The 15,874-nt window shown below is 61.0% G+C and carries 12 protein-coding genes; 6 read left to right on the forward strand and 6 right to left on the reverse strand.

The window, feature by feature from the left end; all coding sequences use genetic code 11:
* Positions 1 to 775: 775 nt before the first annotated feature.
* Complete coding sequence (locus tag ACQZ6F_RS30110) at positions 776 to 1,690, forward strand: GntR family transcriptional regulator (RefSeq protein WP_449094884.1); 915 nt, start codon at positions 776 to 778, stop codon at positions 1,688 to 1,690.
* A gap of 15 nt (positions 1,691 to 1,705) precedes the next feature.
* Here ACQZ6F_RS30110 and ACQZ6F_RS30115 read toward each other — a convergent pair whose 3' ends face one another.
* Positions 1,706 to 3,928, reverse strand: a complete 2,223-nt coding sequence (locus tag ACQZ6F_RS30115) for a N,N-dimethylformamidase beta subunit family domain-containing protein (protein ID WP_449094885.1) — start codon at positions 3,926 to 3,928, stop codon at positions 1,706 to 1,708.
* 10 nt (positions 3,929 to 3,938) lie between these two features.
* A complete protein-coding gene (locus ACQZ6F_RS30120) occupies positions 3,939 to 4,247 on the reverse strand; it encodes a hypothetical protein (protein WP_449094886.1) in 309 nt (102 codons plus the stop codon).
* A 243-nt stretch (positions 4,248 to 4,490) separates the two neighbouring features.
* Here ACQZ6F_RS30120 and ACQZ6F_RS30125 point away from each other — a divergent pair, with 243 nt between their 5' ends.
* From ACQZ6F_RS30125 to ACQZ6F_RS30140, 4 genes are all read left to right on the forward strand, one after another.
* Complete coding sequence (locus ACQZ6F_RS30125) at positions 4,491 to 5,867, forward strand: aminotransferase (protein ID WP_077471687.1); 1,377 nt, start codon at positions 4,491 to 4,493, stop codon at positions 5,865 to 5,867.
* 211 nt (positions 5,868 to 6,078) lie between these two features.
* Positions 6,079 to 7,404: an APC family permease gene (locus ACQZ6F_RS30130; RefSeq protein ID WP_449094887.1), complete on the forward strand. Its 1,326-nt coding sequence runs from the start codon at positions 6,079 to 6,081 to the stop codon at positions 7,402 to 7,404.
* A 101-nt stretch (positions 7,405 to 7,505) separates the two neighbouring features.
* Complete coding sequence (locus tag ACQZ6F_RS30135) at positions 7,506 to 8,942, forward strand: APC family permease (protein WP_449094888.1); 1,437 nt, start codon at positions 7,506 to 7,508, stop codon at positions 8,940 to 8,942.
* Positions 8,943 to 8,974: 32 nt separating this feature from the next.
* Positions 8,975 to 10,420, forward strand: a complete 1,446-nt coding sequence (locus ACQZ6F_RS30140) for a glutamine synthetase family protein (RefSeq protein WP_449094889.1) — start codon at positions 8,975 to 8,977, stop codon at positions 10,418 to 10,420.
* 98 nt (positions 10,421 to 10,518) lie between these two features.
* On the opposite strand, the gene ACQZ6F_RS30145 is transcribed toward ACQZ6F_RS30140, so the two are convergent.
* Together ACQZ6F_RS30145 and ACQZ6F_RS30150 are read right to left on the reverse strand one after the other, a co-directional pair.
* Positions 10,519 to 11,067: a hypothetical protein gene (locus ACQZ6F_RS30145; protein WP_449094890.1), complete on the reverse strand. Its 549-nt coding sequence runs from the start codon at positions 11,065 to 11,067 to the stop codon at positions 10,519 to 10,521.
* A gap of 184 nt (positions 11,068 to 11,251) precedes the next feature.
* Positions 11,252 to 11,911, reverse strand: a complete 660-nt coding sequence (locus ACQZ6F_RS30150; protein WP_449094891.1) for a hypothetical protein — start codon at positions 11,909 to 11,911, stop codon at positions 11,252 to 11,254.
* Between the two features lie 499 nt (positions 11,912 to 12,410).
* Here ACQZ6F_RS30150 and ACQZ6F_RS30155 point away from each other — a divergent pair, with 499 nt between their 5' ends.
* Positions 12,411 to 13,559, forward strand: a complete 1,149-nt coding sequence (locus ACQZ6F_RS30155) for a polysaccharide biosynthesis/export family protein (RefSeq protein WP_449094892.1) — start codon at positions 12,411 to 12,413, stop codon at positions 13,557 to 13,559.
* A gap of 10 nt (positions 13,560 to 13,569) precedes the next feature.
* On the opposite strand, the gene ACQZ6F_RS30160 is transcribed toward ACQZ6F_RS30155, so the two are convergent.
* On the reverse strand, positions 13,570 to 14,454 hold the full coding sequence (locus tag ACQZ6F_RS30160; protein ID WP_449094893.1) for a protein kinase domain-containing protein: 885 nt from the start codon (positions 14,452 to 14,454) through the stop codon (positions 13,570 to 13,572).
* Positions 14,455 to 14,477: 23 nt separating this feature from the next.
* Positions 14,478 to 15,863, reverse strand: a complete 1,386-nt coding sequence (gene tagF / locus ACQZ6F_RS30165) for a type VI secretion system-associated protein TagF (RefSeq protein WP_449094894.1) — start codon at positions 15,861 to 15,863, stop codon at positions 14,478 to 14,480.
* Between the last annotated feature and the right edge of the window lie 11 nt (positions 15,864 to 15,874).

Raw genomic sequence — 15,874 nt, forward strand, 5'->3', positions numbered from 1 at the left:
AGACGCAGTCAAGCGCGCGGCGCGAACCTTGGGCATGTTCAAAAATGGCTTGAGATCAGGCTCTCGGAGGTCGGGCCGGGGGCTCGATGAGTGCGGAGGTCAATTGCGACGCCGGTAAGAGGTCGTACTGATGGGACGCCCAGGAGATCGCGAAGGACAAGCCGTTGGCGTCGGGAACGTGGGCTGACATCGAGGTTGTGCAAACCAGGGCCAATGGACATCCCTTGGCGCAGTCCGGTTTGGCCGGGGACCTTTCCGGGCAGCACGGCATATTATCCGTCATTTGCATGCCGGGCATGACGCTGGCCATGCCAGCCATTGTCGCGATATCCGAAGATGCCATGGCGCTGCCGGCCGACCCGATGCTCATAGGGCCGACGACGACCGCAAGCATGGCGACGAGCAGGAACAGACGATGGACGGTCCCGAGGAATATCATTGCAGAATACTGGCATGCCGCTTGAGCGTTTGGAAGCCGGGCTCACGGAGATGTGTTCTGCTCATCCCATATGAGACCGTCAACCGAGGCTTATGCACCAACGCTGCGCCGAACGGCTATGGCCGTTTGTCGGAAATCTCGCACTTCTTAAGCCCGGTTCAGGGCGAGAGACTGATCCAAAATTGAGCAAAATCAGCTCCTATTCTCCGAAGCAGGTCCAAGGTCGCGCCGCTCTGGCTCCATGTGGAACGTAACCTTGGCGAAGAAGCGGATGAATTGCGATTCCAGCTTTCGCCGGTACTATACGCGCGCAAAACACAATGCTACCAGTTGCGAATGACCGCAGTCTCACCGCTTCAGGAACGTATTCGCAATCAGCTTCGGGCCCAGTTCTTCGAGGGAATTCAAGTCGGAGAGCGAATCAACGAGGCCGAGATTGCCGCCATTCTCGGCGTGTCGCGCACACCGGTGCGGCGGGCTCTGGTGCAATTGGAGCGCGAAGGCGTTGTCAGCTACGAGGCTAACCGCGGTTTCCGGTTGCTTGAAGCAAGCAGGGCGGACGCCGCCCAAGGGCAAGCGGTTACACTTTCGCTCGATGAAACGGTGATGCGCGACATGGCGCTCGGCGCGTTGGATGGCGTCATCAGCGAGCGGGCGCTGCTGGCGCGTTACAATGCCACACCAGGCGGCCTGACCTCGACCTTGCGCCGACTGATGCGCGACCAGCTAGCCGAACCATCGCCTGGGCGCGGCTGGATCTTTGCCGATGTCGGCGCTGCCGCGCTCGATGACGGATATCGCTTCCGCCAGATCGTCGAGCCGGCAGCGATTCTGTCCGATCTCTATGAGGTCGACCGAAGCGCGATGGAGGCTCTCGACGGCGAGCATGCGCGGGCCATCGATACTATGGAAACGATGGATAGTCGGCGCCTGTTCGAGCTCGACGCGAAATTCCATCTGATGATCGCGCAGGGCGCCCGCTCCGCCAGCCTGGTCGCGGCGATCGAACGACAGAATAACATCCGCCGGGTCAACGAATATCTCGGTTTCGGCCGGCGAGAACGCATCCGCCAGTCTCTGACGGAGCATCGCGGCATCATGGCGGCATTAAAAGCTGGCGAACACCAGCTTGCCGCGGCGCTGATGCGGATACATCTCCAAATCTCACGCGAGGAGACCTTTGTCCACCTGGAGGAGGATCTGGAATCGGTGCGCTCCGGCCGTGTCCGGATCGGCGGCGAGGACGGGTGAGAGCTTTTTTGCGACTCAGCCAAACCCTTTCTCGTCGGCAAAGCGGCGCACGACATTTTCGGTAATGTCGGCGATCTGGTTGTCATAGGCGTTCCAGGCCATGGCGCCGGCCCAGGCGATGGAGCCGGTGGAGAAGACGGCGCCGCCGCTCTGCGTCTCGAAGAATACCATGTCGGCGCGGATGAGATCGCACTGGGTTCCCGACCAGGTCGGTGTCGGGTCGAGCAGGTCCTCGGGCGTCATCAGGTAGATATCCGTGTGCATCTTTGACGACGCCAGCACCAGCGCATGTGGCGGCGTGCCCAGGGCGAAATCGGCGCGGTCGATCTCGTTACCGGCGGCGCCACCGCCGTTGAGCCCGAAATCGCCGAGCACTTCGCCCTCGACGCCAGCAAAGATGAAGGCGGCGCGCGGATCGCTGCTGGCTTCGTTGCGGATATAGGGTGACGAAAGGTCAAACCCTTGCGCGGTCATACCAACGCCAAAGATCTGTTGCGGCGGCCGACCGATGCGGCGCCACAAGCCACCGAGCTCATCGGTGAACTGGTGCCAGTAATTGCCGGTACCCGGCTCCCAGCCGCGAATGCCGGATTCCGCGCGCCGGCATTCGATGACGCCAGGTAGCGTCTCGCTATAGGCGATACGCCAGTAGAATCCGTTGCCGCCGAGATAAGCGACGCAGCCGCCACGATCGAGAAAACTCTGATAGGCATCGAGCATGCGGGTGCTGGTGTATTCGGGATGGCTGCCGGTGAGCACAACACGGTAACCGTCAAGAGCATCGCCGTCCTCTCGGTCGAGGTCCTCGTCGGTCAGCACGTCATAGGCGATGCTGCGGTCCTCGAGAAACCCGAGAATGTGGGTATCGGCATTGAACTGCCAGATGTTGGAGCCGGTGCCGCCGATGAAACCCTGCACCTTGGGCTGGAAGTCGAGGATCGGCCGCAGCCGTGACGAATAGAAGACGCCGGAACCGTCATTGTGCACCTCGTACAGGGACAGGCCGAGTTGGGGATGTTCCTGCAGGTGCAGATGGTGGCGGTCGAGCTGCAGCAATTGGCCGGCGCCGATCTCGGTTTCCGAGACATCGATGCCGAGGCGGTGATTGGCATAGGCCATGTAGCTGGCGGTAGGCAGCACGAAGACGACGCTGTTCTTGCGGTGCCTTGCCCGCACGGCGAACACGACGAAATACTCCGCGTCAGCATCGTCGTCGGAGAACAGTCGCACGGCGTAGACGCCGCTCTTGAGATCGGCCGGCGCCGTGACGGTGAAATCAGTCTGCCAGGCGGCGTCATAAAGATCGTCATCGTGAAAATGCACGGCGGCATAGCTGGCGGGATCCTCGGTCCAGCGATAGCTTCCGCCGCTCCAGCCACAGCCCGTCACGGCCCGGTGCGGCAGGTTGAAGAAGCGGCCGTGCAGGCGGTGCGGGCCGCGATCCGAAAGACGGTCGCCGTGCATGTCCTCGGCGAAATCCCAGTCCGCGGCCGGTTTCAGCGGGCTCGCACAGCCGAGCATGATCAGTGCGATCTGACCTGCCGAGTATGCGCCGTCATAGATGCGTGGATTCTCGATCTTGCCGTTGAAGAACCATCCGGGAAATCCGCCGGCCGCCATCGACGCACCGAAGAGGATGAGAGAGCGAGACAGCACCTTGTGGTGCCCGCGCGCCGAGACCCAGTTCGATGCGGTATCGGCGACCTTCGGAAAACGCTGCACGGCAATCTGGCTGATTGTCAGCCGCTCGGCGGTGGCGTCATAGGTCGCGATGACAACATACCATGAGCGCTCACGGCAGGCGGCGCCGGACGCGACGGCACTCGTGTGACCCTGGGTTGTCAGCTCTATCGACGCCATGGCGTTGTCATCGAGGAAGAGGCGGCAGCCACTCTCGGGAGTGCCAACGGATAGGATCGCCTGCCGGCCCCGGCCGGGCAGTGTCGGCCAGATCAGGGCGGCAATGGTGAAGGAGCCGGAGGGGCAGAGTTCGGCAGCCCCGTCCACCCTGCCGTAAGAGCCAGGGCGAATTTTCTGTTCGCGTGCGGGAAATGGACCACCGAGATCGGCCGCGATCAGCTCGTCGCGATAACCCGGCCCATCCGGATTGATGTCACCCTGGATGATGCGCCGCAGCTCAGCCCGATAGGTTTGAAGACCGATGGCGCTGACCTTGATGTCAATCGTGTCGCCAGGAAAGCAGCTGATCCGGTCCGCGTAGGCAGTGATCTTGAGCATGACGGGTCCTTCAGGCCTTGAGTTCCGTTCCGGTCAAGTCGTGCCAGCGGCGGCGAAACACATCCCGCTCCGCCTCCTGCTGGTCGGTGTATTCGATGCCAGCAACGAGGCTGATCGGTGCGCCGCGCCGGCCTGGAAGCCGCGCCAACGCCCAGCGGCGACAGGGCTCGAGTGTGACCAGCACATATTTGCCCTCGAGCGTGCCGCCACGCATCAGGTTGAGCACGCGCTGCAGGCCCGGGCTGTGATAGCCGATCGGGCTTTCCATGAATTCGGCTGCATAGGCCAGATCGTCTTCCCCAAGTGCGTATCGCGCCATTGAGAATGCCCTATTATGTTAAAAAGCACACAACTGTGTTTTTTGAGAATTTAGCCATCTGGTGTCGATGAAGCACGACGGGAGTGCTTTATTCTCAATCTTATCTGCGAATTTAAGTTCTATGTCGGAGATACACTCGTCCGCACTGTGTCGCAAGTCGCCTATAATAAAAATGCATTATTTATTGACAAAATACAATTTTACTGTTTTGCTTGGTCATCGGGTTTCGGAGGAGTCGAGAAAATGACCACAGCAATTCAGTCCTGGGAGCGGCGCGAGGCCGAAAGCTTCTTTCACACATTCAGCGACCTGCCTTCGCTGCGGCAAGACGGGCCGGTGGTGATCGAAAGGGGTGAGGGCGCCTATATCGTGGACACGGGCGGGCGCCACTATTTCGAGGGCAATTCCGGCCTTTGGAACATGACGCTGGGCTTCTCCGAGCAACGCCTGACCGATGCGGCGGCGCGCCAGTATGCGGAGCTGCCGGGCTACCACACCTTCTTCGGCCGTAACTCCAAGCCATCGATCGCGCTTGCCGAAAGGATGCTGGCGCTGGCGCCCGTGCCGATGAGCCGGGCGTTCTTCACCAATTCAGGTTCGGAGGCCAATGAATCGGTCGTCAAGCTGTTGTGGATGATGTGGGCGCATGACGGGCAGCCGCAACGCCGCAAGTTGTTGACACGCAAGAATGCCTATCACGGCGCGACCGTGATGGCGGCGTCGCTGACCGCCAAGGACTATAACAAGGCTTTTGGCTTGCCGCTGCCGGAGATCGTCGTGCTCGACTGCCCGCATGCCTACCGCTATGCCGCGCCGGGCGAAAGCGATGACGAATTCTGCGCCCGGCTCGCCGCCAATCTCGAAGCGACGATCGAGGCGGAGGGGCCGGAAACCATTGCCGGAATGTTTGCTGAGCCGGTTATGGGCGCCGGCGGTGTGATCGTGCCGCCGCAGAACTATTTCAGCCACATCCAGCCGATCTTGAAGCGTCATGGCATTCCATTGGTTGCCGATGAAGTGATCTGCGGTTTCGGCCGCACCGGCAATTTGTGGGGAACGCAGACGATGGGCATGCAGCCCGACATCATGGTGGCCTCCAAGAGCATGTCGGCCGGCTACTTCCCGATGGGCGCGGTGATGCTGTCTAAAGACATCGACCGTCGCGCCTTGGCGGCGGCTGAAGCCTTCGAGGAGTTTCCGCACGGTTTCACCACCGGTGGGCATCCGGTCGGCTGCGCCATCTCGCTGGAGGCGATCCGTATCATCACCGAGGAGGGTGTCCTCGATGACATCCGCAATGTCGGCAGTGTGCTGCAGAGCGGACTGGACCAGCTCGCCCAGCATCCGATGGTCGGCGAGGCAAGGGGCGTCGGGCTGATGGGGGCGCTGGAAATGGTCTCGGACAAGACAAGCAAGGCGCCTTTCGCCGGCCATCTGCGCATCGGCGAGCGTATTGCCAAGGCGGCGCGCGATCGCGGCTTCATCATCCGCCCGCTTGGCTCATCCGTGGTGCTGGCGCCGCCCTTCATCTCGACCGCCCGGGAGATCGAAGCGCTCGTCGCAACGCTCGGCGAAATCCTCGATCAGGTCTACGCCTCGGCCCGCAAGGAAGCCGCCTGACCGAATGCAATCAGCCCGGACTGTTGACGGGTCCGGGCGAAGTCCGCAGGCGCGCCGCTTCGGACCCCTACGATGCGGCGCGCCCAAGGAGCCCTAGGAATACGGAGCGTGCCGGCAAGGATGCATGTGCGCCCCCGCAACGGAAAACAAGCCCGCTCGACGGGCGGGGAACAAGCCGGAAAACCGGCTGAATAACAATGGGAACGAATCCATGACAGACGCAAAACCGACGCTGGACCGGCGTCTTAGCGCTACATCGGCCGCCATGTTCGGCCTCTCCTACATGTCACCCATGGTGGTGATCGCGACATTGGGTGCGATCGCGATTAAGACCGGCGGCGCCGTCGCTCTCGCCTATGTCGTGGCCACAGCAGCGATGATGCTCACCGCCGCCAGCTATGGTTATATGGCGGCGCGCAATCCGAAGGCGGGGTCGGCCTATACCTATGCCTCGAGCGTATTCGGTCCGATAGCAGGGTTTGCCGTCGGCTGGGTACTGCTGCTCGACTATTTCTTCATCCCGATGGTGATCTGTCTGCTGACCGCCACCGGCCTCTCGACATTGGCGCCCGACGTGCCCTTCTGGATCTGGGTGATCGCGGTCGCTGCACTGTCGACGATCATCAACACGCTGGGCATCAAGCTGACCGATCAGATCAACCTGGCGATTATGGCAGTGCAGCTGGTGGTGGTCGTCGCGCTGATCTATCTGTGCATCAAGTTCGCGCTCAACACACCGCAGGTCGGCACGCTGGTTTCCTCACGGCCGTTCTTCAACGACGCGACCACCCTGCCACTGGTGATGGCGGGAGCGGCGGTTGCCTGCTATTCGTTCCTCGGCTTCGATGCGATCTCGACGCTTTCGGAGGAAACCATAGACCCGCGCCGCAACATTCCGCGCGCCATCATGTTCGCCACGTTGCTCGGCGGCGCCATCTTCCTGGCCACGGCGTATTTCATGATGCTGGTGCATCCCTCACTCGATTATGCCAGCGTCGACGGGGCGGCCTATGAAATCGTCGGCCAGATCGGTGGCGAGGCGTTCAAGGCGGTGTTCACCGTCGTCGTCATCATCGCCTTCTTCGCCGCCGGCCTCTGCGCGCAGGCCAGCGCCTCGCGGCTGCTCTATGTGATGGGCCGCGACCGGATCCTGCCGCCCATCGGCTTTGCGTACATTCATCCTTCCTTCAAGACGCCGGTGGTCAACATCGTGCTGGTTGGCCTGGTCATGCTGGGCGCTGCCAGATTCGACATCGCGACCTCGACCTCGTTCATCAACTTCGGCGCCTTCACGGCCTTTTTCGCCGTCAACCTCTGCGTCGTCGCCTGCGCGTTGCGTGGTGAGGAGCGGGAACGCCCTATCCTTGCCGCGCTGGCCGGCCTTGTCGGCGCGCTGTTTTGCGGCTGGCTGTTCTTCAGCCTCGATCGGCTGGCGGTGGAACTCGGCCTTGGCTGGCTGACGGTTGGCTGCCTCTACCTTCTTTTCCGTACGCGTATCCTAACCCGGCCGCTGCCGCGCATAGCCGCCGACCTCTGAAGAGCAGATGACCATGCCCGGTCCGCCGGGCGCGCCTTCGCATCCGCATCGCTGGTCCATCTGGAACCGGCGCGTTCCGATCCACCCAGGGAGTCAAATCCATGACAAACCATACGGACAATGCATCGCCGGGCTTGCAATCAGGAGCTATCCGCATCTGGGAAAGCGTCCTCATCTCCATCGCCTCCTCGGCTCCGGGGCAGGCCACCGCCGTCTCGCTGGGGCTGCTCATTCCGGCGACTGCCTATGCCGGCGGCCTCTCCATTATCGCTACCACCACGGCCATGCTCGCCATCGCCTGGTCCTATCACCGGCTCAACATGTGGCAGCAGAATGCCGGCGGCGCCTATGTCTGGGTCGGCCGCGCCGTCAGTCCCTATCTCGGGTATATGGTCGGCTGCGTCATGCTGGCGGGGTACCTGCTCGGCACCGTCAGCGACATCCTCCCCATCGGCCCGGCCATACTGACGCTGCTCGGCTTCGCCGATGTTTCCAATGCATGGGGCGAGGCGATCTCGGCCACGCTGCTCGGCGGCATCACGGTAATCTATGCCATTGTCGGCATCCACATGACTGCCAGGTTCCAGACCTTCATCTCACTCATGGAACACCTGATCCTGATCAGCTTCTGCGTCATCGGCGTCTATGTCGTGTTCATCCTGAAGCGCGAGGGCACGGTGACGCCGACATGGGAATGGCTGTCGCCGAAAGGCGTCGGCGGCGCCGGCAGCCTCGTGGCCGGCATGATCATCGCCGTCTATCTGTTCACCGGCTGGGATACATCGATCTATCTCAACGAAGAGACCGAACGGCCGGAGGTCAATCCCGGCAGGGCGGCGCTGTGGTCAGTGGCGATCCTAGGTGTCTATTACACTATACTTGTCGTGACATTGCAGGGCGCGGCTTCTCTGGCCGACATCAGCGCGCATCAGGATTCCGCGTTGATCTTCATCGCTCATCAGCTGGTCGGCTCGCCCTGGGACAAGGCGATGGCATTGGCTATCGTGCTGTCGATCCTCGGTACCACGCAGGCCTTCCTGGTCGGTGCGGCCCGCATTTCCTTCGCCATGGCCCGCGACCGGCTGCTGCCAGGGGTGCTTGGCGAGATCAGCCCGAAATACCGCACGCCGGCGAAGGCGACGGTCATCTTCGGCGTGTCGATGATCGTGATGACCTGGCTCTATGTGTTCCTGTCCTCGGTCGCAGGCGCCTTCGACACCGTCGTCAGTGTTGTTGGCATCATGTTCGCGCTTTTCTACGCGGTGACGGGCTTTACGGTGACCTGGGCATTTCGCGCCACCGTCACGGCAAACACGCGCAACCTGATCAGCCTTGGCCTGATCCCGACTATCGGGGGTGCCACCTTGCTGGCGATCGCGATTGTCTCGATCCGCCAGCTTGAGCCGGCCGCCCTGTGGTCGCTCATCGCCATCGTCCTCATAAGCCTGGTGATGATGGTAGCCGCCAGGTTTGGGAAGGGTGCGGTATTCTTCCGCACCCGCGCCGCCGAGACGCAATCGCAGCCACAACACATCTGACGCACGAACCTAACTGAAATCGGAGGACCGACATGAACTACGACCCCGCGCTACGTCTCGATCCATCACCTTTTGCAGACCGCGATCAGACATCAGGGGCCTCGCGCCTGCCGGTCGCCGGCCGGCTGACGTTGAAGCAGCTGAGCCAGGCGATCGGCGAGGGGGCGATCGACACGGTGATCGTGGCAATGACCGACATGCAGGGCAGGCTGATCGGCAAGCGCTTGACCGGGCGCTTCTTTCTGGAGACTGGCGCCTGCCGGCAGTTGTTCTGCGATTATTTCCTGGCCACGGACATGGAGATGACGCTGGTGCCCGGATATGAAAGCGCGTCCTGGGCGAAGGGCTACGGCGATTTTGCCCTGGTGCCGGACCTCTCCACGGCGCGCGCCATACCTTGGCTGGAGAAGACGGCGATTATTCTCGCCGACGTCACCGGCCGCGACGGCGCGGTGCTCAACCATTCGCCGCGTCAGCTGCTGCGCAACCAGTTGCAAAGGCTGGCCGACATCGGGCTTGCCGCCGACATGGCCGCGGAGCTCGAATTCTACTTGTTCAACGAAACCTTCGACGAGGCGAGGGCGCACAAATATGAAAATCTCAAATTTTCCAGCTGGTATCCGGAGGATGGTCACATCTTCCAGACCAGTAAGGACGAACCCTATATCCGCGCGATCCGTACGCTGATGGAGAAGGCGGACATTCCCGTCGAAGGCTCGAAGGCCGAGTGCAGCCCCGGCCAGCAGGAAATCAATTTGCAATATGCCGAGGCTCTGGAAACCTGCGATCGCCTTGTCCTCTACAAGAACGGCTGCAAGGAGATCGCCCATCAGATGGGCAAGTCCATCAGTTTCATGCCGAAGCTCGACGAGAAGCTGTCGGGCAGTTCATGTCATGTCCATATTTCGCTGCGCGATATAACAAGTGGCGGCTCGGCCTTTCACGATCCGGCGTCCGAGGGTGGAATGTCCGCCACCTTCAGGCATTTTCTGGCCGGCGCCATCGCCCATGCACCAGCCGCGACATTCTTCTATGCGCCCAACATCAACTCCTACAAACGCTTCACGGAAGGTACCTTCGCGCCGACGCGGCTGGCCTGGTCGGTCGACAACCGCACGACGGCCTTCCGCGTGCTCGGCCACGGTCCTTCGCTGCGCTTCGAATGCCGGGTTCCGGGCGCCGACGCCAATCCCTATCTGGCCTTCGCGGCACTGATCGCCAGTGGGCTAGCGGGCATCGAGAGCAGGTTGGAACTGGCGCCCGAACATGTCGGCGACGCCTATGGTGCGACCGACGTCGCGCGCATCCCGAGAACGATGGGCCGCGCCTTGCAGCACCTGGAGACCTCGGAAGCGTTGCGGGCGGGTTTAGGCGACAGCGTCATCACCCACTATCTGCACAGTGGCCGCTGGGAACTCAGCGCATTCGAGACTGCTGTCACCGACTGGGAAAGATTGCGCCTGTTCGAACGTTGTTGAGGGCGCGCCGGATCTCTATCGGGCAAAAGATGCGCCCTGAGACGCCCCACGGTAAACGACGTTGTACCCATGACCATCGGGGTCGCCTCGGGGAAGGTCTATTGAGCCCGGCAACCATGGAGGTAGCCATTGATGACGGTGACGCCGGAGCCGCTTGCGGTCGCGAGGCTTTGAAAACCTGCTGCCGCCACTCTGCTTGCAGCGGCGTTCGTCGATGGCGGATTTTGAATCTCCGTTTTTGCGACACTCCAGTGGCCGGGCGGATTATTGTTGAACGTCATGCTCCAGGGAAAGGCGCGCGGATTGTCGGAGGGACTGGCGTTGACTGGGATCGCTGCGTTCCCAACCGGAACATGCTTGCCGACTACCGGAGCGACGAGATTGCCGAGATCCATCTTGACGAGGCACTGCGCATTGGGGATGGCTGCCCGCGCAGCATCATCGTTCGGAAAGTGGAAGAATGTCAGGGATGGAGGGTTTCCACTGACCCCGAAGTTTGCTGCATACCAGATGACAACGCCACTACGCGCATCGGCTGTAACGGCGCGATAGACTGAATAGGCGTAGGCGGGATTGACGGCGCCAAGCGCGCCGGGGACGGCAAGGATCATGACAAGGACGGAGAAGCGTAGCCTGGCAAGGTGCACGATGATTTTCCTTTTCATTGTGAGGAGATGGGCGTTCGCCACCGCATCCAGGGAGCTCTGACCGACAGCAGCGATCTTCGGCCGGTCAGCCCTCTCTGGAAGCGGCGGTATGCCATGGCGTTTGATAGCTCATGCGGGCGAATGGGGGAGGAGGAGGCTCATAGCCCATATGGCCGCATTCACCCTACTGAAACTGGGTGCTCCAAGTTCCGTCGACGTTCAAGGTGACATTGCAAGTGGTGTGACCGCTGGTGAAATCCGCAAGAGCAGCATTCACGCTGGACTGGGTGAAGTTCATGACAGTGCCCGGCGTGTAGGATCCGGTCTGGACGAAGTATTTTAGGATAGGCTGGCAATCGATGTTGTACATCGGGTTTGCCTGCACGAAGTTGGACAACACGATGCCGCCATTAACAGCAAGCGCGGAGCCGACATTGTATAAGTCCCAGGGGTTGAAGCTGGGCGTCGTGATACGGAAGGCTCCAGGTTGCACACCCGAGCCATTGACCGGTGCGGAAAGTCCGAGCGGTGAGACCGTTGCGGTCGTCCAATCGTTCGGCGAGCCACTGCCGGCTAGGTCGATCGCACGGCTGGCGGAGGCAAAGCCTGACTGCTGGCCAACTTGTGGGGGTGTGTTCGCCTGCTGAATGGCGGCGTAATATTGCAGATTGGCCTGGAAGGTCAGGATTGCACCGGTTTGACTGTAGCTGCCGAGGGCCATCGAAAAGAGACTGTTGGAATAGACCTGCCTACCACCGGCATAGATGGCAGGCTGCTGGAAGAAATAGAAGCTCTGCGTCTGGGGCTGGTTGTTCTTCACATTGATGGTCAGCAATTTAGACATGGTCGACGATCCCTTTGTGTTGAGAGTGAGGCAAGGGTTCCAAACTTGGCGAAAGGTATGTCGTGTTTGGCTTCTGCTTTCGGTGTGGAGACGGAAACCCTGCCGAGATCATATTTTATAAACGCCTAAATCAACTTTAAGATGTTAATTAGGATTTGATAAATCGCCAAATGCGTTTAGTTGTCGTGCATTGAGTATCTCGGTGCCAATCGGCACCGAGGACCGGATGCGGCGCAATTTCGCTGACGTTGCACTTGATTGTCCACGCTCGCCTAGCAGTAGATGATTCGCGCCTCTTGGGCACTTCAGCCTTCCGATCCGGTCTTATCGCTGCCGGAAAGAGCACGCCTAGATCGCAAAAGCGGTGCTAGGTTGCTATTTGGACACATTGGTAAACAACCAGCCTGTCATAATTCATTATTTATTAGGCTCGCATATTGCCTCCCGCCTTCTGGTTGATATTTCTGCCTTGCCTGTAACATCCGAAGGAGGCTCGGGAATGCGGAAATTGGCGGCGGTCGTCTTACCCTTGGTTGTCTTGAGCGCCTGTGCACGGCCGTCGGATGGACCAAGCGCCGGCAACATTCGCAACGCGACGATGCCGCATTCGGGCGAGAGGATTCCGGTCGTGCCGCTGGCCAACGCCCCGATGGGTGGACAGGTCGCCGCGCTGTCCTATGCACCCTCCGATCAGGGCCTTTCGCGCCTTCGCTCCTCCGGCTTTTCAGATGCCCGGCTGCGCCCCGGCGATGTCATCGACGTGACCGTGCTCGACACGGGCGAAGATGGATTGCTTTCCACGACGCAGAGCAAGTCGCTCAATCTTGGCCGCTTCACTGTCGACTCGCGCGGTTTCGTCACCATGCCCTATGTCGGCAAACAGCGCGTGGCCGATTCGACGCCCGAGGGTCTGCAGTCGCAGATCGTGACGGCGCTCAAGGGTTCCTCGGTCAATCCGCAGGCAGTGGTCACGGTTGTCGACAAGCCATCGAGCGCCGTCACAGTCGATGGCAAGGTGCGCTCAGCCGGCCGCTTCCCGCTGACTGCGCGCAAGGAGCGAGTGCTTGACGTTCTCGCCCTTGCAGGCGGCGCATCCTCTGCGCCGAGCAGCACCAATGTGACGCTGACGCGCGGATCGCAGCGCGCAACCGCGCCGTTGGATCGCATTCTGCAAGACGACAAGCAGAACGTCCGCCTGTTGCCGGGCGATCAGGTTTTCGTCGATGGGGCATCGCAGAGCTTCACGGCGCTTGGCGCCTTCAAGAGCGTCGGCGAGTTTCCGCTGGAGCCGGGCAAGACGACCTTGGCGCAGGCGCTCGCCCGCGCCGGCGGCCTGCTCGACGATCGTGCCGACTCGCGGAATTTCTACCTCTTCCGCAACCAGAAGATCTACACGCAGGCGGTCACCCCACTTTCCAAGACCGCAAGCGCCGCTCCGGCTATCGTGTCGATCAAGCCCGTCATCTACAGCGTCAATCTCAAGGACGTCGCGAATTTCGTCCTGATGCAGCAGTTCAAGATGCAGGACGGCGACACGATCTATGCGAGCAACGCCGGACTAGTCGACGCCGCCAAACTTCTCACCGTCTACCAGAAGAGCGTGCCGACGGCGGCGGCTCCGCAGCCGGGAAGTGTCTCGGCGAACTGACGGATTCCATCTAGTTTTCCACGATGAGTTCAAGGGCCGCCATGGCGTTTGGCGGCCTCTGTGAAGGTGCGCGCTCGGTCAGTTTGGCTGCGACATTGTTTAGCGGCGCGAGAGCATCGGCGTCGTCCCTGCAACGCTCCAGAAGCAGCTTCATCACGCATCCCGCCGCGTAAATATCCGCGCGTGGATCTGCCGGCTCCGTGGAAGATAGTTCCGGGGCTGCAAAGCCGGGTGTCGCCGCCTTTGCGATATCCAGATCCCCGTAGGTCTTCCCGCATTCTATCGCCGAGCCGAAATCGGCAATCTTCAATCGCGCGAAATCGTCGTCGCGTAGAAGCAGGTTGGCGGGAGAGATGTCGCCATGGACATAGCCGGCTTCATGCATTGCATGCAGGCCGTCAAAGAGACACGTCATTGCCTGCCTGATATCCGCCGGGGACATGATTCCAGCCGACAATCGCCGTGACAGGGGCGATCCAGCCCATTCCGCGATGATGGCGGGTTGGCTATTCGGCAGCCGAACAACACATTCAATAGCGACGAGATTGGCATGATGAAGGGTCAGGCCGATGCGAGCCTCGCGCAACAACATGGCTTTGGTCGCAGCGTCGTCGAGCCGATTATTGCCGAGGGCCTTCAGCGCGTGCCATGTACCGAGATCGCGATGGCGCAGGCGGCTGATGATAGTCCGCGCATTGGAATGGACGACGGCTTCGACAAGAAAAGTGTTGCCGATAAAGCTCGGCTCGCTCTCGGGCATGGAAGGAAGGCGCCGATCGAGCGCATCGCGCAGGCGATCGATCAGCAGGTCGCGAATGTCTGATGGTCGCTCAATCTCGCCATCGTGAGTCAGAAGACGCAGCAATCCCGCAAAGCGCGCTGCAATCTCTTTCATGTCCTCCGACTTCAGATCTCCTGTCATGAGGCATCGATGACAATGGCGCTGACATTGTCTCGGCAATTGGCGATCAGCGCTTCTTGGATAAGGGCATCGGCAGCTTGTTCCAAGGGGGTCTCGATCAGGATCTCGGCGATGACCCTGTCCGTCAGGGAGCGCGAAAGCGGGCCACTGGCAAGCAAAAGCCGGGTCCCCTGCTGAAGCTCGTCATGGACGATCTCTGCTGCGAATTGTTCCTTCAGGCCGAGACCGCGCCCGAGGGTCCGCCGCAGGCCAATATCGATATGGTCTCGGGTTAGAAGCCGCATCATGCCGTCACGCAGGAGATAGCAGCGCGCATCTCCCGCCCACAGGACGGCAAGCCTGCCTTCGGCCATCACTGCAACGACGATGCTGGCGACCGGCGGTTCCCGCTCTCCGCTCGTTCCCTTCGCGCGCAGGATGGCATGCGCATGGCTGAGCTTGCTTTTCACATCCTGAACCAGCGTTTGCAAAGCTTCGCGCTCGGGAATGCCGGCGAGGATCTGTGTTGCGATCCGCGCAGCTTCGATCGCTCCGATGCCATCGCCCACCCCATCGGCTACAGCGAAAATACCTGGCCTGTCGGATACGAGGAGAGCATCGGCATTCAGCGACAGCCGCGTGCCTGGATGGCTGGCCTGGTTATGCTCCATCGTCCAATGGGTTTGAGATGCCGTCACGAATTTTGCCGGCTCTGCCACGACGGCAATGGCTGGCTGGGCCGGAGCTTCTGGAGGAGCAGATGGTTTCCCGTTTTCCAATGTGACGAGTTTGACAAAGTCTTCCGCCGTTGGCGCAGCCATGGTCCGGAATCCTTTGCCGTGACGTGTCCCGGGATTGATGCGCCACCAGAGCGAGGCGGGAGCGGCGGCTTCGTTGGTGCCCAAGGATGGTCGATTGGCAGGACGGATATCGGCAAATGGCAGACGAAGGCGCTTAATTCCTTCGACGAAGCGTTTCATATCGAAATCAGGCTTCTCCGATGTCTCGGCAAGCGCTTCGGCGGCGATAAACCAGCTGTCGTCTTCGCAGAGGTCGCGAAGCTGGCCCGAAAATTTCTGCAGTTGTGCGGCAATGACGAGCGGGAAGCTGCGGTCGACACGGTCACGGCTCGGCAGGAGCACGCCGGCAACGGCTCCGGGCGCCCATATGCCGTTGCCGACAACGAAACGCCACGCCGATGTGGCATGAAACCGCCGTCGCCACTGGGTCTCCAGGGCAGATTCGAGTGCGATCAGGCCACCCCGGATCCATTGGTCGAGTTCGCCTTGGAGCCGCAGGCCAAGTGCCGAGGAAACGAAATCGCCATGCGTCGGCAATTTGCCGAAGAAGCCGATCGTGTCGGCTTGCATCGGCGATTGGGTGCGGGCGAGGTGTTCGTTCATCGAGCCGACCG

This window comes from Rhizobium sp. A22-96, from assembly GCF_053521805.1.